The organism is Flavobacterium rhizosphaerae (genome assembly GCF_046000445.1).
In the GTDB taxonomy this organism is placed as follows: domain Bacteria; phylum Bacteroidota; class Bacteroidia; order Flavobacteriales; family Flavobacteriaceae; genus Flavobacterium; species Flavobacterium rhizosphaerae.
Map to the genome: position 1 here is coordinate 30,042 of NZ_JBELPZ010000010.1, position 17,312 is coordinate 47,353.

18 protein-coding genes are annotated in these 17,312 nt (G+C 37.5%); 5 read left to right on the plus strand and 13 right to left on the minus strand.

Annotated elements, in window-relative coordinates; translation table 11 throughout:
* Nucleotides 1-54: 54 nt before the first annotated feature.
* Nucleotides 55-1,023, plus strand: coding sequence for an App1 family protein (locus tag ABS766_RS10770; protein ID WP_408085159.1), 969 nt, complete (start codon nt 55-57; stop codon nt 1,021-1,023).
* Between the two features lie 76 nt (nt 1,024-1,099).
* Nucleotides 1,100-1,390, plus strand: coding sequence for a hypothetical protein (locus tag ABS766_RS10775; RefSeq protein WP_408085160.1), 291 nt, complete (start codon nt 1,100-1,102; stop codon nt 1,388-1,390).
* A 42-nt stretch (nt 1,391-1,432) separates the two neighbouring features.
* On the opposite strand, the gene ABS766_RS10780 is transcribed toward ABS766_RS10775, so the two are convergent.
* The 3 genes from ABS766_RS10780 to xerD all read right to left on the minus strand — a co-directional run bounded on the left by ABS766_RS10780 (nt 1,433) and on the right by xerD (nt 4,302).
* The gene (locus ABS766_RS10780; protein WP_408085161.1) at nt 1,433-1,825 is read right to left on the minus strand and encodes a response regulator; all 393 of its coding nucleotides are present in this window, start codon (nt 1,823-1,825) and stop codon (nt 1,433-1,435) included.
* A complete protein-coding gene (locus ABS766_RS10785) occupies nt 1,812-3,308 on the minus strand; it encodes a PAS domain-containing sensor histidine kinase (protein ID WP_408085162.1) in 1,497 nt (498 codons plus the stop codon). Before ABS766_RS10785 ends, ABS766_RS10780 begins: the two co-directional genes overlap by 14 nt.
* Nucleotides 3,309-3,402: 94 nt before the next feature.
* Nucleotides 3,403-4,302, minus strand: coding sequence for a site-specific tyrosine recombinase XerD (gene xerD / locus ABS766_RS10790; RefSeq protein ID WP_408085163.1), 900 nt, complete (start codon nt 4,300-4,302; stop codon nt 3,403-3,405).
* A 92-nt stretch (nt 4,303-4,394) separates the two neighbouring features.
* Here xerD and ABS766_RS10795 point away from each other — a divergent pair, with 92 nt between their 5' ends.
* Nucleotides 4,395-5,012 carry a porin family protein gene (locus ABS766_RS10795; RefSeq protein ID WP_457809845.1) on the plus strand — a complete coding sequence of 206 codons (618 nt, stop codon included), beginning with the start codon at nt 4,395-4,397 and terminating at the stop codon, nt 5,010-5,012.
* 93 nt (nt 5,013-5,105) lie between these two features.
* Here ABS766_RS10795 and kynU read toward each other — a convergent pair whose 3' ends face one another.
* From kynU to ABS766_RS10835, 8 genes are all read right to left on the minus strand, one after another.
* Nucleotides 5,106-6,386: a kynureninase gene (kynU, locus tag ABS766_RS10800; protein ID WP_408085166.1), complete on the minus strand. Its 1,281-nt coding sequence runs from the start codon at nt 6,384-6,386 to the stop codon at nt 5,106-5,108.
* 160 nt (nt 6,387-6,546) lie between these two features.
* On the minus strand, nt 6,547-7,590 hold the full coding sequence (locus tag ABS766_RS10805) for an adenylate/guanylate cyclase domain-containing protein (RefSeq protein WP_408085167.1): 1,044 nt from the start codon (nt 7,588-7,590) through the stop codon (nt 6,547-6,549).
* Nucleotides 7,583-7,966, minus strand: coding sequence for a response regulator (locus ABS766_RS10810; RefSeq protein WP_408085168.1), 384 nt, complete (start codon nt 7,964-7,966; stop codon nt 7,583-7,585). Before ABS766_RS10810 ends, ABS766_RS10805 begins: the two co-directional genes overlap by 8 nt.
* 102 nt (nt 7,967-8,068) lie before the next feature.
* Entirely contained in the window at nt 8,069-10,213 is a 2,145-nt protein-coding gene (locus ABS766_RS10815; protein ID WP_408085169.1) for an ATP-binding protein, read from the minus strand.
* Nucleotides 10,214-10,386: 173 nt separating this feature from the next.
* Nucleotides 10,387-11,436 (minus strand): tRNA preQ1(34) S-adenosylmethionine ribosyltransferase-isomerase QueA, encoded by a 1,050-nt coding sequence (gene queA, locus ABS766_RS10820; protein ID WP_408085170.1) that lies wholly within the window; start codon nt 11,434-11,436, stop codon nt 10,387-10,389.
* Nucleotides 11,437-11,546: 110 nt separating this feature from the next.
* Nucleotides 11,547-12,791 (minus strand): 3-phosphoshikimate 1-carboxyvinyltransferase, encoded by a 1,245-nt coding sequence (locus tag ABS766_RS10825; RefSeq protein ID WP_408085171.1) that lies wholly within the window; start codon nt 12,789-12,791, stop codon nt 11,547-11,549.
* Nucleotides 12,791-13,003 carry a hypothetical protein gene (locus ABS766_RS10830; protein ID WP_408085172.1) on the minus strand — a complete coding sequence of 71 codons (213 nt, stop codon included), beginning with the start codon at nt 13,001-13,003 and terminating at the stop codon, nt 12,791-12,793. Before ABS766_RS10830 ends, ABS766_RS10825 begins: the two co-directional genes overlap by 1 nt.
* Nucleotides 13,003-13,329, minus strand: coding sequence for a nucleotide pyrophosphohydrolase (locus ABS766_RS10835; RefSeq protein WP_408085173.1), 327 nt, complete (start codon nt 13,327-13,329; stop codon nt 13,003-13,005). The genes ABS766_RS10830 and ABS766_RS10835 overlap by 1 nt, the downstream gene beginning before the upstream one ends.
* 318 nt (nt 13,330-13,647) lie before the next feature.
* On the opposite strand from ABS766_RS10835, the gene ABS766_RS10840 reads away from it, so the two are divergent.
* A complete protein-coding gene (locus tag ABS766_RS10840; protein ID WP_408085174.1) occupies nt 13,648-14,292 on the plus strand; it encodes a hypothetical protein in 645 nt (214 codons plus the stop codon).
* A 112-nt stretch (nt 14,293-14,404) separates the two neighbouring features.
* On the opposite strand, the gene ABS766_RS10845 is transcribed toward ABS766_RS10840, so the two are convergent.
* Nucleotides 14,405-15,712, minus strand: a complete 1,308-nt coding sequence (locus tag ABS766_RS10845) for an ABC1 kinase family protein (protein ID WP_408085175.1) — start codon at nt 15,710-15,712, stop codon at nt 14,405-14,407.
* An 88-nt stretch (nt 15,713-15,800) separates the two neighbouring features.
* Nucleotides 15,801-16,469: a TetR/AcrR family transcriptional regulator gene (locus ABS766_RS10850; RefSeq protein WP_408085176.1), complete on the minus strand. Its 669-nt coding sequence runs from the start codon at nt 16,467-16,469 to the stop codon at nt 15,801-15,803.
* Between the two features lie 157 nt (nt 16,470-16,626).
* Here ABS766_RS10850 and ABS766_RS10855 point away from each other — a divergent pair, with 157 nt between their 5' ends.
* The gene (locus tag ABS766_RS10855) at nt 16,627-17,310 is read left to right on the plus strand and encodes a hypothetical protein (protein ID WP_408085177.1); all 684 of its coding nucleotides are present in this window, start codon (nt 16,627-16,629) and stop codon (nt 17,308-17,310) included.
* The last annotated feature ends 2 nt before the right edge of the window (nt 17,311-17,312 follow it).

Genomic DNA, 17,312 nt, shown 5'->3' on the forward strand with positions numbered 1-17,312 from the left:
CAATAAAAATAACTAAATTAGAATGTGAAATTCTTATTATAAAGATAAATTTTAATGAAGCCAATTTTAAAATTGTACCGTGGTTATGCCAATGAAAATGAACTTATAGTATTTGGCCATGTTTTTAAACCCAACCCCGCCAGCAACTATGAGTTTGAAAAAAAACGTTTTAAAAACGCTAAGTCAATAATACGCATGTACCGGGCAAAAACAATTGCAAATACTGATGTATATCTGGATCATAATGGCAAACGCATACATACAAGATCTCTTGATGACGGTTATTTTAAATTTTGCATTCCGCTTCTGGAAGAAGTTGGCCATGGCTGGACCGATTATAAGGTGAGCACTTTTTATGAGGGGGAAGAAATAAAAGAACATGGATCATTTATACGCCCTTATGAGGGAAACCTTGGGTTTATATCGGATATTGACGATACTTTTCTGGTATCGCACACACGTAATTTTTTCAAGAAGCTCTATATACTTTTATGGAAGAACATAAATGACCGCAGGATATTTGAAGATGTAGTATCTCATTACCGGGCACTAAGTACCGCAGGGCGTAATAATAAAGACGAACGAAATGCTTTTTTTTATGTATCGAGCAGTGAATGGAACCTTTACAGCTTTATTGTAAAGTTTACACGTATACACGAACTGCCGCGGGGGGTGCTTTTATTAAAAGATATAAAAACCAGCCTGTTGGATTTTTTTGTTACCGGACGCGGTAGCCATGGGCATAAGTTTGAAAAAATTAAACACATACTGGAGTTTTACCCACACCTGCAGTATACACTTTTGGGAGATGACTCTCAACATGACCCATTTCTTTACCTTAATATATGTAAAATGTTTCCACTTACGGTAAAGGCCGTTTATATAAGGCAAACCGGAAGTTCTAAAAAAAGTAAGGCCCTGGCTGCCATAAAAAATATGGAAGAAATAGGGGTGGCCACATGTTATTTTAAAAACAGCAGTGAAGCTATAGAACACTCTAAACAGATTGGGTTAATATCTTAAATTTTTGTTAGGCATATGGTTAAAAAAATTATATTATTTTAATTTTACAACATTAATAACCATAAAGTATAGAAATATGAGAACGATGGTAATAATGTCTGCCCTGTTTGTGGGCCTGTTGGCTTCCTGTAAAGATAAGCATGAACCCACACCTACCCAACCGCCTGTATCAGACCCGGCACCGGCAAGCACCCCGGCACCACAAACCAGCACCACTACCACTACTACAACAACCACAACTGAAGATCCTGATGGCACATCAGTAAGTATTGGTGAAGATGGTTTTAGCCTTAAAAGTAAAAATGGTGATGATAACAGTAATGTTACCGTTTCTAAGAAAGAAGTGAAAGTAGAAAAAACAAATTAAATAAAAAACTGCCCCGGGTTATTAACTTTGGGGCAGTTTTTTTTATTTTACAAATATCTTAAATAGGTCTTCTTTGCAAATAGGCTTCAAAAAATAGTCTTTTACAACCTCATTAAAATCTTTAGATTTTTGTATATCCACGTTATCGTTAGAAGAGCTTATCATATATACAACTGGCACTTTTGTGAGGTTAGTTAATTTTTTAAACTCTTCTAAAAACTGCCAGCCGTTCATTATAGGCATATTTACGTCCAATAATATCACGTCTGGTATATCTTCCTCTGCATTGTTATTTTTTATATATTCAATTGCATCTAAACCATTTAAAAAAAATTTGGAAGTAATTTCTATCCCGTTTTGCTTCATTAAGTTTTTAAGTAAAAAATGATAGATTTTGTCATCATCAATTACATACATGCTCTCAAACTTCTTCATTAAAATAAATTTTAAATGTAGTGCCCTTATTCACTTCGCTAAACACTTCAACTTTACCGCCCATGGCTTCTATCTGGTTTTTGGTTATAAATAAACCAATACCGCGGGAGTTTCGATGTTTATGAAATGTTTTATACATTCCGAATAAAGCATTTTTATGTTTCCTGAGATCTATTCCTAATCCGTTATCTGTTATAAAAAGCGCCTTTCTACCCTCTACAATTTCGAAATCGTAAGAAATCATAGGCTTTCTTTCCGAACTTGAATACTTTATTGCGTTTGTTGTAAAATTAAGCAAAATACTTTCAAGATACGCAGGATTATAATCTACTGTGGCATCCAACGGTATATTTATCTCTATAGTAACGCCATGCTTTGTAATTTCACTATGTAATATATTTAAAATATTTTTTAAATAATGCCTCAGATTAAGTTTTTCTTTAATTGTTTTAACTTCCATTTGTATTTCCACCAGTTCTTTAAGGTGGCTAATAGTAATGCTTAACCCGTTAGAAATAGCCTCAAGGTGTTGCAGCATTTCTTCGCGCTCTTTATCATCTGCATCTTTAAATAAGTCAAGAAACATTTTGAGGTTACTGGCATGAGAGCGCAGGTTATGTGATACTATATGTGCAAAGTTGCTTAACCTATTATTTTGGCTGCCAATTATATTTATAGTATTGCCAAGTTCAATTTCTTTTTCTTTTAACTGTGTAATATCTTTTACAACACCTATGGCGCGTATTGGGTTATTACCACTAAAATCTACAATCTGCCCCCTGCTAAGTACCCATTTATATTTTTCATCTTCTTTACGGACACGAAAAATGCTTTCGTATGGCACATTAAAATTATCAAATGTTTTTTTTCGGTCTTTTTCTCTGTTTACTATATCTTCAGGGTGTATGCGCGATTCCCAAAAGCTAATAGGCACAACAACTTCTTTATCTTCAAGGCCTAAAATCTTCATTACCTGGCCGCTAAAATAACAGGTTTGCGTTTGCAGGTCCAGGTCCCAAACACCTTCTGAAGCGGCGTTAAGTGCAAAATGAAAACGCTCTTCAGATAACTTCAGTTCCCGTTCTTTTTCTTTTAGGTCTGTAATATCGCTTACCCGTGTATAAAACCCTATAGTATTATCAGCCCGTAGTTCCGGTTTGCCAGTTATACGCATCCACCGTAAACCTTTCTGGGGTAATATTACACGGTACTCATGGTCATACCTAACTAACCTTCTTTTAGAAAGTTCCATTTTTTTTATAAACCCGGAACGGTCTTCAGGTATAATACGCTCGTAAATTAATAAGTCGGGGTTATTTTTGAATTCTTCGGGTGTAAGTTCATAAATATCTTTTACTGACTCGCTACAAAAAACCACAGAAAATTTATTACCGTTAAAAACGGCTTTAAATATGATATCTGGTACTTCATCTAAAAGCTTTTTATAAAAAGCGCTAATACTTTCTGTGTCTGCCTGCAGCATTTGTATAGATAGGAGGGTGTGTTAAACAAACAAAAATAACATATATTAATTTATATATTGATTATTTTTAAAAAAATCTACTTTTAACATATAATTATTTCCTTGGGTGATAAGCACTTATAATATTGCTTAAAAATGTACGATCTAAATGCATATATATTTCGGTTGTGGTTATAGATTCGTGTCCCATCATTAATTGGATAGACCTGAGGTCGGCGCCGTTTTCTAGCAGGTGGGTAGCAAAAGAATGCCTTAATGTATGGGGGCTTATGGTTTTATTCAGGTTTATATGCTTTGCAAGGTTTTTTATAATTGTAAATACCATAGCCCTGGTTAACCCCTTGCCCCTCCTATTCAAAAACAACGTGTCTTCATGTCCTTTTTGTACTGCAATATGGTTACGGATGGTATTACAATAGCCGTTAATAATTTTTTGTGTAGTACCTCCTATAGGTACAAAACGCTGTTTACTGCCCTTGCCTGTTACCTTTATAAAACCTTCTTCAAAAAAAAGGTCTGAAATTTTTAAATTAATAAGTTCACTTACCCTAAGCCCACAACTGTATAATGTTTCCAACATAGCACGGTTACGTTCACCCTCCGGCTTACTTAAATCTATAGCGCCAATAAGCCTGTCAATTTCCTCAGTAGAGAGTATATCGGGTAGTTTACGGCCAATTTTGGGCACCTCAATCAGTTCCATAGGGGTAGTATTGCGGTATTCTTCAAATAATAAAAAGTTAAAAAAACTCTTAAGACCCGAAATCAGCCTGGCCCTTGAAGAAGCATTTAATTCTGCCGCCGATTGGTAAATAAACTGCTGTATTATTTCTTCTGTAACTTTTAATGGCGACACATCTATACCGTTAACCTCCAAATAATCAGACAACTTATATACATCATAAACATAATTTTCTATAGAATTGGCTGCCAGCCCACGCTCAATCCGAAGGTAGTTTTTATAATCTGTAATAAATGTTGTCCACTTATTCATTGTGGTTAAAGTTATGTGAATTAAGAACTCTTTGACGATTTACCACTTTTTATTGGGATACTTTTGAATCGCAAAACTAAAACTAATAAATGATGAAATTACTTAAAATTTTACCAGCAGCCGCATTAATGTTTGGCTCGGTAGCAACTATCAATGCACAAGAGGATGCAAGTAACAGAGATTCTATGGCGCCAAGCTTTGGAGTAAAAGGTGGTGTAAATTTTGCCACGGTAAATGGTGATGATTTTGACAGCCCCGATTCAAGAACCAGCTTTCACGTAGGTGTTGTAGGTGAAATGCCTGTGGGCAGCTTTATATCTATCCAGGCTGAGGCACTTTACTCCGGACAGGGGTTTGAAGTTGACGGCGGCGGCTTTTTTGGAGACCGTAAGGTAGAGTACCAGATTGATTATATTAATGTACCAGTTTTAGGTAAATTTTACCTTACCGACGGACTTAGCGTTGAGGCCGGGCCACAGTTTAACTTTAAAGTAAATGAAGAAATTGACTTTGATGCCAATGACGACGATGGTGACTGGAACCGTGACGAGGTGAAAAGTTTTGACTTTGGCGTAGCCGCCGGGGTAACATTTCAAACCTCTATGGGACTATTTGCTTATGGACGTTATACCCAGGGTTTAACTGATATTATTGATGATGCAGACGTTAAAAACTCTGTATTTCAATTGGGTATAGGTTTTAAATTTTAATAAGCCCCTGAATATATTTAGATATACAAAAGAAACGGCTGCTCTTATTATAAGGCAGCCGTTTTTTATTTATTATAAAGCGCAGTAACTATATTAGCCGTGGCTTAAAATCCCGCTTTTAAGTATTTGCCCAAAATTATACATATCTTCATAAGAGCAATATAAAGGTACGGGCGCAAGGCGTATTACATTAGGTTCGCGCCAATCTGTAATTACACCGTGCTCCATAAGGTAATCAAACAACTGCCTGCCCTCCCCATGCAGGAATACCGATAGCTGGCAAGCTCTTTCTTCCGGCGTTGATGGTGTAATAATTTCAAACGTACTTTTTACCTCTTTATCTATTTCATGCAAAATAAATTCAAGGTAAGCCGTAATGCAGTCTCTCTTTTTAATTAGAGCGGGCATACCAACCTCATCAAACATATCTACAGATGCCAAATAGGGTGCCAGTGATAATACCGGCAGGTTGCTTACCTGCCATCCATCTGCCCCGCGTACCGGGTCAAACTTAGGTTCCATTAAAAAGCGGCGCTCTTTGTTGTGGCCCCACCACCCTGCAAAACGTGGCAAATCCAAGTCATTATGGTGCATTTCGTGCACAAAAGCACCCGATGCATTACCGGGGCCGCTGTTCATATATTTATAGCTGCACCATGCAGCAAAGTCTACATTCCATTCGTGCAGCTCTAAGGCTATATTACCCGCGGCGTGGGCAAGGTCCCACCCAACGTAAGCCCCGGCATCCTGCCCGGCCTTGGTAATGGTTTTTATGTCAAAAACCTGTCCTGTATAGTAGTTTACGCCTCCCATAAGCACCAGTGCCAGCTCATCTCCTACTTCTTCTATTTTTGCCAGCACATCTTCCAGGCGAATGTTATGCTCACCCGGCCTGCGCTTAATTTCTACAATGGCATCTTCCGGCTCATAGCCGTGAAAACACACTTGGCTGTGAATCATATACTGGTCGCTTGGAAAGGCTTTTTCCTCGCAAATTATTTTAAACCTTTTTGCCGTAGGCTGGTAAAAACTAACCATTAGCAGGTGCAGGTTTACCGTAAGGGTATTCATTACAGTAATTTCGGCAGGCAATGCGCCTACTATCTTACTAAGTGGCACTGCAAAACGTTCATGATAATCCCACCAGGGTTTATCGGCATAAAAATGGCCTTCTACAGCCAGTTTACCCCAATCGCCCATTACCTCATTTACATAGGCCTGAGCGCTTTTTGGCTGTAATCCAAGCGAATTACCTGTAAAATAAATAACCTGTTTTCCGTTTACATGCGGAAAAATAAACTCATCCCTGTATTTTGCCAGTTTATCCTGAGCATCAAGAGAGCGGGCAAATTCAAGTGTATTTTTAAATTCCATGTGTTGTTTGTTTGTCTAAGGTGTAAAATTACGGATTTACAAAATAACCGGAAATAAAAACAGCCCTAAGGCTGCCCTTATATTCATTTATTTATAGTTATTACCTACTCATGCCTATAGTTTACAGCACACACAAAATAATAACCGTAATTGTGTAATGCTATTCCAAAACCTCATATATGAGTACCGGATTGGCTTTATTTTTAAGCGTAAACTCACCCACCTGTGTACAGCTGAACGATTCTTTCGCTTTGTTATATACCTCTGCGGTTATTAATATCTGTCCCGGCCTGGCAACGCCCTGAAGCCTTTGTGCCAGGTTTACTACATCGCCAATTACAGTATAATCCAGCCTTTTTAATGATGCCGACCCTATATTGCCTGATACTAACTCGCCACTATTAATACCTGTAGAAATTTGTGGTTTGTACAATATGTCTCCAAATTGTATTTCTGCTACATCCTTAAGCTGCTCACGTATAGCAAGGGCGGCATCAATAGCACGGTCCAGGTGATACTCTCCCCTAAAAACAGCCATAACAGCATCGCCCATAAATTTATCTACATGCCCATTTTGCCCAATTATCTCTTTTACAATTTTATCAAAAAGGCTGTTAAGCAGCTCTATGACCTGGTTGGCAGGGGCTTTTTCTGTAATTGATGTAAAACCACATACATCTATAAACATTACAGAGGCATCAACTATTTCATTTTTAAGTAATGTTTGCTCTGCCTCCCTGTGCGTCATAAAATTGAGCACATTTTCATCCACATACATTTTAAGGATATTGTTTTCTTTTATGGCTTTAATAGTATCCTGTATTTGTTTTACATGGCGTGCGGTTTTTTCTATAGTAAGTTCCAGGTCATCAAAATCTACCGGTTTGGTTATAAAATCAAACGCACCGCGGTTCATGGCTGTGCGTATATTTTGCATATCGCCGTAGGCCGAAACCACTACAGCCTTTAATACCGGGCTAACTTCTGCAAGGCGGCTCAATAAGGTAAGCCCATCCATAACGGGCATATTTATATCGCTTAACACTACAGCAAGATCAGGGTGTTCATTTACACGTAAGAGTGCTTCTTCCCCATTTTGTGCAAAAACAAATTCATAGATATTTTCACGAATTTTTTTACGGAATTTTTGCTTTACCAAAATCTCTAAATCTGCCTCATCATCTACTACAAGTATCTTAGTCATTGTGTGGTAAATTTTTTAATTTTTCTTTTAATGCCGAAAAATCTAATGGTTTGGTTAAAAAATCATTTGCGCCGTTTTGCATAGCCTGATTATAATTTTCCTGGTCGCCATACGCTGTAACCATCATAATAACAGGGGGTGGCCTGTTATAATCCTGTCTTATCCTACCCAATAGCTCTATACCGCTCATGCCCGGCATATTAATATCTGAAAGTATCAGTACTACTTCATTATGTTTTTCTTCAAGGTATTTTAGCGCATCTTCGCCCGAAAGGGCAAAATCAAAATCAACCTCTCCGGTCTTTAATTCTTTTCTGAACCGTTGTAAGAACAATGGCTGCACATCAGCTTCATCATCTACTACCAGTATCTTCATATTATATTTATTGGCTGTTTACTTTATTTAAACCTATACTTTAAAGCAGCCTAATTTAAAATTATTTTAAAAGGGCTGCAAATGCTGTTTAAGTATCTTTTATTACCCTACATTAAGTTTTATTATAAACTCAGAAAAAACACCTTCTTCCGAATTTATTTCAATGGTACCTCCATGCCCTTTTACAATAATATCATAACTTAATGATAAGCCCAGGCCGGTGCCCTCACCTGTGGGTTTAGTAGTAAAAAATGGCTGGAGTATCTTGTCCCTTACCGCATCAGGTATACCTGTACCATTATCTTTAACCTTTATTTCTATACTACTGCCCTGCTGGCTTGTGCTAACCTCTACAACCGGTTTGTAACTGCCTGCATCTGCCTGTTTTGCTTTTTGCTGTGTAGCATAAAAAGCATTGGTAAATAAATTAAGCAATACCCGGCCTACATCCTGCGGTACAACACTTATTTTAGGCAGGTTCTCTGCAAAATGCGTTACAAGGTCGGCATTAAAGCTTTTATCTTTTGCACGCAGGCCATGGTAAGCCAGGCGAAAATATTCATCGGCCAATGCATTAATATCAGTAAACTCTTTTTGCCCGGTAGAGGCACGGCTGTGTTGGAGCATACCTTTTACTATACCATCGGCACGGCGCCCGTGGTGGGCTATTTTTTCAAGGTTTTGTTTTATATCACCTGCCAGGGCTTTTACCTCTTCGGTATCGCCTTTATCAAGTTCTTCTTCCATTTCATCAAGAAGCTCTATACTAACATCGCTAAAATTATTTACAAAATTTAACGGGTTTTGTATCTCGTGGGCTATACCGGCGGTAAGTTCGCCCAGGCTTGCCATCTTTTCACTTTGTATAAGCTGGTCCTGGGTTTGCTTAAGCTCATTAAGCGATTTTTCAAGGTCGGCTGTGCGTTCTGTAACAAGTTTTTCTAAGCGTACATTCTGCTCTGCAATAATTATATTTTTTTCTTCCTCTTTTTCACGGGCTATACGCTCTTTTTCAAGCGCTTGTTTGGCATATTCTTCCTGTAACCTTTTAAAACGCGCAAATAACCCCCACGAAAGCACAATCATTGTCCATATCCAGGCTGCTTGGGTAAGCCATTGCCATGATAAAAATATATTTACTATAAAGCTGGCAAAAAATGGTATAAGGGCAATAGTAAACAACCGAGCCTCCCTGTCTTTACGTTTTGCAATAATAATAAGCATCCAGATAAGCAGTATAAAAAAAGCTATTACCACCAGAAACATAATTATTCCCGTTAAGCCCCATATTAGCAATACTATTAATTTTAATTCTATAGAGCCACTGTCATTTCTAAAAAGATATAAGATTAATGCAAACAGAAAACTTACTACTATAAATATGGGAGCAGCATACATAAATACCTTATCCCAACGGGGAAAGTAGTCTTTCATACTAAAAAAGTACCGCACGGTATACACAAACATAATAATGAAACCTATAGCCTCAAATATTTGAAAGTATACGTACCATGTTTTATTTTCCTTAAAAAACAGCAACCCAATAGCATCATCGGCAATGGTTAATGCCGAAAAAAACAGTAAAAGCGAATAGACAAGGTATAGCTTTTCCCTCGAAACGTAATAAAACAGCAGGTTAAAAACCATACCGAATAATATAAAGCCTGCAAAACCAAATACAATAACATGCTCCTCTTTAAAAACATTTGACTTGAGGTAGCTTTCTTCTGTTAGTTTTAAAAAGTTGCCTATGGCCGGGGGAGAATAGTAGCCTTTATCATAAGAATATACCAGTATTTCTTTTCCCGGCTCTATTTTATACGGAATGTAATCTTTGTTTTTATCCCCGTCTTTTTCGCTCCATGCAATTTTGTCCCCTGTTTTGTAGGAATGCCATTTACCTTTATCCAGAACATATATATGAGATTTACTGCTATTGGCACGCAAGGCTACAGTATAGGCATCTGAAGAGGTGTTTTTTAAACGGTACCAGGTCCAGGAGTAATTTTCATTAAAAATATTTACATGAAATACATCTTGCGATTCAGGGAAGGGAGTATTGCCCCTAGCTATTACTTCTTTAAGTGTAAATTTTCGTTTACCTAAGTCCAGAAAACTATAGCAGCTATCTGGCAGGGTGGTATATTTAGGGTTTGAGGCGTTTACCGAAAATGCCGAAGGAGGGCCGGATACAGCAAAGACCTTAAGCAACAGAAAAAATAAGCCAAGCGTAAAAATTTTTCTCATAGAATGATTTTAACAGGAAATACACTTTTTAAATCTTAAATAAGTGCAGAAAGCTACAAAAAAAATGCTAAAATAAAATTGATTTTTTATAACCCGCTTACGCTCTGTAATAAATATAAAAAAAGCAGCCCTAAAGCTGCTTTTACTAATATAATATATAATACAAACTATCTTTATAAAATAAGCATAGCATCACCATAGGTATAAAAACGGTACCCTTCTTTAATAGCCTCATCATATGCTTTACGCATTAAATCATGGCCCATAAAGGCAGAAATCATCATTAAAAGCGTACTTTTCGGGGTATGGAAGTTGGTTACCATACAATCGGCCACACTAAAATCATAGGGAGGGAAAATGAACTTATTGGTCCACCCCACATACGGGTTAAGTGTTTTGTTAGAAGACACCGAACTTTCCATGGCGCGCATGCTGGTAGTACCAATAGCACATACTTTGTGTTTGGCAACCTTAGCTTTATTTACAACATCGCAAGCCTGTTGGGTAATAATAAGCTCTTCGCTATCCATTTTATGTTTGCTAAGGTCTTCTACCTCAACCGGGTTAAATGTACCCAAGCCAACATGCAGGGTAACTTCTGCAAAATCGACACCTTTAATTTCAAGCCTTTTTAGCAAATGCTTACTAAAGTGAAGTCCTGCTGTGGGCGCGGCCACTGCACCTTCTTCCTTAGCATAAATAGTTTGGTAACGCTCTGCATCTTCAGGAACTACCTCACGGTTTATGTACTTTGGTATTGGGGTTTCGCCAAGCTCTGTAAGCTTTTTACGAAATTCTTCGTAAGAACCGTCATACAGAAAACGCAGCGTACGCCCGCGTGATGTAGTGTTGTCTATAACCTCAGCCACAAGGCTGTCATCATCGCCAAAATAAAGCTTGTTGCCTATACGTATTTTACGTGCGGGGTCAACCAAAACATCCCAAAGGCGCTGCTCACTATTAAGTTCTCGAAGCAGGAATACCTCAATACGGGCGCCGGTTTTTTCTTTATTGCCATAAAGGCGTGCAGGAAATACCTTAGTGTTGTTAAGCACCATTACATCTCCCTCGTCAAAATAATCAATAATATCCTTAAACAGCTTGTGTTCAATGGTTTTTTCTTTACGGTTTACTACCATTAACCTTGACTCATCCCTGTTTTCTGTAGGAAATTCTGCCAAAAGTTCTTTAGGCAGGTTGAAATTGAAGTTAGATAATTTCATTTCTCTATTTTAAATTGGATGCAAATATACTACCTGTAAACAGGCGTTGTCAAGTGTTTTGGGATTTATTTACAATTTAAATTGAAAACCAATGTTTTACAACTTAAAACCTAAACTTCATCTACTGAAAACCCAAGCTGATGCATATTTTTCCAAAAAGTAGGAAACGACTTACTGACTACACCGGAATCTTTCACAATTAGGCACGTTTTTATAGCCAGTGGTGTGAAAGACATTGCCATGCGATGGTCGTTATACGTGGCAACTTCTATTTTTGTTTCACAATAAGATCCTTCAGAAAACAGGTTATGCGGTTTGAGTGATAAGCTGTCTTCGGTTACGGCAATTTCTGCGCCAAACTTACTTAATTCTGTTTTTAAAGCCTCCAGCCTGTCAGTCTCTTTAATTTTTAATGTATGCAATCCGGTCAGGTGGCAGCCTATACCAAGTCCAAAACAGGTTACAGCTATTGTCTGTGCAATATCAGGCGTGTTGTTTAGCTGGCAATTGACAGTTGACAATTCAGTATTTATTTTTGTCAGCGTAATAGTGTCATCTTTATAAGTGCTAACCACACCAAAATCTTTATAAATCTCGGCTAATGCACTGTCGCCCTGCAGGCTATCTTTTTTATAAGATGAGAGCGTAATGGCTGTACCTTCCGGGCTTAATGCTACTATAGAATAGAAATATGAAGCTGAGCTCCAGTCGCTCTCAACTATAATAGTGGTTGGTTTTTGGTTATTGGCTGTTGGCTGAATTTTTATTATATTATTTGTAAAACTTGTTACAAAGCCGGCTTCTTGCAGCAACCCCAGTGTCATTTTAATATACGGCACCGAGGTTAGCTCCCCTTCAAGTATCAGCTCAAGGCCGTTCTCGAGTTTTGGCGCAATAAGCAGCAGGGCAGTAATATATTGGCTACTTACATCAGCCTGTATTGCTGTTTTGCCGCCCGACAATTTTTTGCCATTGATTTTCAGGGGGGGATAACCCTCATTTTCTGTATAGGATATATCGGCACCCAGGCTGCGCAGGGCCTCTACCAGCACACCAATGGGCCGCTCTTTCATACGCTGGCTGCCGGTTAGCAGTACGCTCCTACCCTCTTTTTGTGCAAAATAAGCCGTTAAAAAGCGCATGGCCGTACCCGCATGGTGAATATCAATCACATCACTATTGCTGGCCAGTGCTTTTTGCATGGCTTCACTATCGTCTGATTCTGAACGGTTTTCTATCTGAATTTGCGGATATAATGCCTGTAACAGCAAAAGCCGATTGGTTTCGCTTTTACTTCCTGTAATTTTTATTGCTGCTGATGCAACGGGCTTATCAATAGCTATTTTTACATCCATTACTTATTCTTTTCTTTTTCTTCCCTTTTCAGTTTCGCGCGGTTTCGCATAGGCTGAAATAAAAATACTTCTGCCAATGCCATAGCAACTGACCAAAAGCATATTAAAAACCAAGGGTTGCTGCTGCCCCAGCCGAAAGTAAGCTCTATAAGCCAGGCTATAGCAAAATAAATAACAAATGCAGTAGCTAAGTTAATTAACTTACGTTTCATTATTTCAGCTTTTCGTTATTATGGTGGCGGTCATGATCGCGCTTGGCTTTTATATCCATTTTTTTATCAAATGCAGCCTGCAGGTCTACCCCCGTTTGGTTAGCAAGGCACAATACTACAAAAACCACATCAGCCAGCTCTTCGCCCAGGTCTTTTGCCTTATCGCTTTCTTTCTCGCTTTGCTCACCATAGCGGCGGGCAATTATACGGGCTACCTCGCCTACCTCCTCAGTAAGCTGTGCCATATTTGTAAGCTCATTAAAATAGCGCACACCGTGTTCTTTTATCCAATTATCAACCTCTTGCTGGGCATTTTTTATATCCATTGTAAAACTGCATTTTTATTGTGCTGATAAAAGTACTGTTTTCCGCTTTAGATTAAAAAAAGTTTTACCTGCAAACACAAAAGGGCAGCCCGAAAGCTGCCTCTAAATAACAATATAACTATTAAAACAGTATTGCAGGTACTTTTTAAAGGCATAAATATATCTAAAGCTTTTAGATTGTAAAGCAACCAGGCACCAAAAAATACAACTTTGAATAAGCTTTTAATATAAAATATTTTGTAACTGTTAAAAACCTGTTTTTCCTAGGTTTATGTTTCTTTTTTTTATTTTTGCTAAATAACCAAATCAATCAATATTATGAAAAAATTTTTGTTTCTATTCTTATTAAGTACTGTAACTATTTTCATTGCTTGTACTGATGAAAGCACTTCCGATTTAAAGGTTCAGGAAAATTTAGAAGGTTTAAAAAACTTAGATTATCCATCGTTGTGGGAAGGAGTTAGACCTCAAAATTCTGCTAGAGTTGGTGATAAATCAGTAATTTTCAATTATTCTACGCTCAATGAATTAAGAGATTCTTGTAGTATTTTTACAAAAAGACTTGTAGATGATCTTCGTATAGATATGCAATCAATTTCTGGTTGCACAAGAGCTATAGCACAATTTGAAAGTTATAACGGTAAAGTTCAAATTAAGAAATTTTCTTTTATAAATGAAAATGCTGGAGTAATTTTACAAAGTTATACTTATAATTCATCTACAAATGGATATGATACCGTTTACAATCAAACTGCTCCCAATAGTGATTTAGGAGAATGCCCAACAGGTTGGTCAACACTTGCTGTTTGCCCTAATTTCTTAAGTGCAACAGATTTTGCAAGCTGTATGGGTGATGCTCAACAGTCATTTTATAATACAAATTTAAATGCTGTTGGCGATTGTGCACAAATACAAGTATCAATAGGGACTACGGCTTTAACCATGTGTGGAAGAACCTGCTAATACATTTAAAGCAAAAAGGATAATTTTGAAATTACGACTAAGAAAGGGCTGAATTTAAAAAAATTCAGCCCTTTCTCATTAACATAATATTTATAACATCTATCAGAAATAATTAGTCAAGGTACTTTTTAAAGGCATAAATATCTATCTCTGCCTTTATATCATATAATAGGCTAAACAACCCAAAAAAGGTGCGGTTGACATATATAAAATGCTTATTGCCCCGGTTGGTATTCATTTTACGTATGTTTTTATCATTTGCAAAACGCTCGCTAAGCCCGGCAATAGCCGTATTAAAAGCTTCGCCCGAAAAATCAAAACGTTCATGGCGGTACGGCTCTACAAACACATTAAGCAGTTCATGAAATAGCTGTTTAAAGTATACAAACTCTTCAGGCTTATCTTCGGGTTTTAAAACATCAAGCGTAATAAGCCTTTCAGTAAACAGGGTGTCATCATCTAATGTTTCGGGCTGTATCAGGTCATAATACGGGGTATAAAAATCTAATGGAAGCGCCTTCATACAACCAAAATCAATAGCAATAAGGTTGGCCTCTTCATCCACTAAAAAATTGCCCGGGTGCGGATCGGCATGAAATTTATGTAGCCCGTGTATCTGGTACATATAAAAATCATATAGCGCCTGGCCCACTTTATTACGTTCCTGCTGTGTATGTTCCTGTTTGCACCACTCGCTAAGATGCATGCCCTGCATCCAGTCCATCGTAATAATTTTTTCACAGGATAACTCAGGGTAATATTGTGGAAAGCGTATATTTTCAAGCACTGCACAATCTTTGCGTACAGCCTCGCTTTGTTCAAGCTCCAGCGTATAATCGGTTTCTTCCATCAGTTTATCTTCCACTTCCTGAAAGTACTCATCGCTTGTGCCCTGCAGGTTAAACATTCTCAGGGCTATAGGCTTTACCAGTGCAATATCAGTACCAATACTGTCACGCACACCGGGGTACTGAATTTTAACCGCAAGGTCTTTACCGTTTTTACGGGCTTTGTGTACCTGCCCAATACTGGCAGCATTTATGCTTTCGGGGCTAAACTCATCAAAGAGTACGTTAGGTTCTACCCCAAAATATTTTTTAAATGTTTTCATAACCAATGGCGCAGAGAGTGGCGGCACCGAGAACTGGCTTAATGAAAACTTTTCTACATAGCTTTGCGGCAGCAGGTTTTTTTCCATGCTAAGCATTTGTGCTACTTTAAGCGCACTGCCTTTAAGTTCTTTAAGGCCATCATAAATATCGGCAGCATTATCTTCGTGCAGGCGGTCTTTGGTGGTTTCTGGGTTCACCATGCGTTGCCCGTAATATTTAAGGTAATTGCCCCCTATTTTTACACCGGTATGCACAAGTTTGGTAACCCGTTCAATTTTATTGGTGGGTATATGGTCTAATCGTTTCATGTTGTTTAGATTTAGTTACTGGGTTTCAGGTCTTAGTTATGGCTATTACTATTTCCAAACAACTAACCGATAACCAGTAACTTGTGGACTATACTGTGAACTTTTCTTTCCAGACAAATTTACCCAGGTCAAAAAGGCTTTGCAGCGGTGAGTTATACACCAGGTCGCCCGATGCTTTAACTGATTTCTCTATAAACACATCGGTTTTTTCAAAACCGGGAGAAGTATCTTTCAGCCAGAATTTTAATATCGTTAAAAACTGCATCCAGGCGCCTTCGCGCAGGGTATCCTGTTGCAATTTATCAGCCCGTGGATGTTTGGTTTCAAAAGGTTTTTCTAATACCGATTGCGCAAATACTGTAAATTCTCTACGCAACTCTTTAAGTTTCAAAAGATTTTTTATGTTGCTGCTGCCTTTGGTAAGGCTGTATACCACAAAACTCCTGTTGGCAGTAGCCATTTCAAAAAAGGTGAAGTAAAAAGCAGAAAGTTTTTCAAGGCCACTAAAATCGGCATACGCTGGCGATTTTTCCAGGGTTTCCATGGTGTGGGCAAACATTTCTGTAAAATAAAAACGCTCAAGGGTTTCAAAAGAACTAAAATACTTATAAAATTCTGCCTCTTCAAAACCATTATCTTTAGCAAATTTATATACCGAAGCAGGCTTATGGCCATGCATAAGGCAATAATCGGCAAAAAGGTCTATTATATCGCTTTTTGATGGCGCTGTAGATATCTGTATTTTTTTTGTTGCCATAACTTTACATATTTATTTAACAAATTTAACCACCAAATCAATAAACATATCTTGAAAATGTGTTAATTATCGTTCAAAAAATTTGAAAGATATACTTTTAATTTTTTTAAGTGAAACCAAAATACTCTTATTTTTGCAGGCTAACCAATTACATTTTATGAAAAAAATATCGTTGATAGTAATAGCTGTTGTTTTAATGAGTGCGTGCTGCACCGGGTGCAAAAAAGAGAATGCAATTAATACAGAAAAGTTTGATTACGGCAGCATAAAAGACAGTACTATATATGTAAATAAGTTTTTTGACTTTAGTATCGAAATTCCCAAAGGATGGGACATACAAACTGCAGATGAGACAGCAGTGTTAATGGAAAGCGGTAAAGAAATAGTATCTGGAGAGAACAAAAAATTAAAAGAGTCTATAGAGAAATCTGAAATAAACACCGCTAATCTTTTAACAGCTTTTGAGTATGACCCTGCAACCAATACACAAACGTACAACCCCAGTATAATGATTCTCGCAGAAAACGTGCAAAATTTTAACCATATTAAAAGCGGTAGCGATTACCTTAATGATGCTAAAAAAATATTATCGCAGTCAAATATCTCTTTAAAAATAAGCCCAACCTATCGGCATGAAACCATAGCCGGATTTGATTTTGATATTATGGACGCACATAATAATTATAAGGGTATTAATATCAGCCAGCAATACTATGCAACTGTAAAAAATGGCTTTGCTTTTTGTATGGTGTTATCATGCAACAATCAAAAGCAAAAGCAAAAGCTTATGAATGCTATAAGTACTATTGGTAGTTATAAAGATCTAAAAAAGAGGAGATAAAA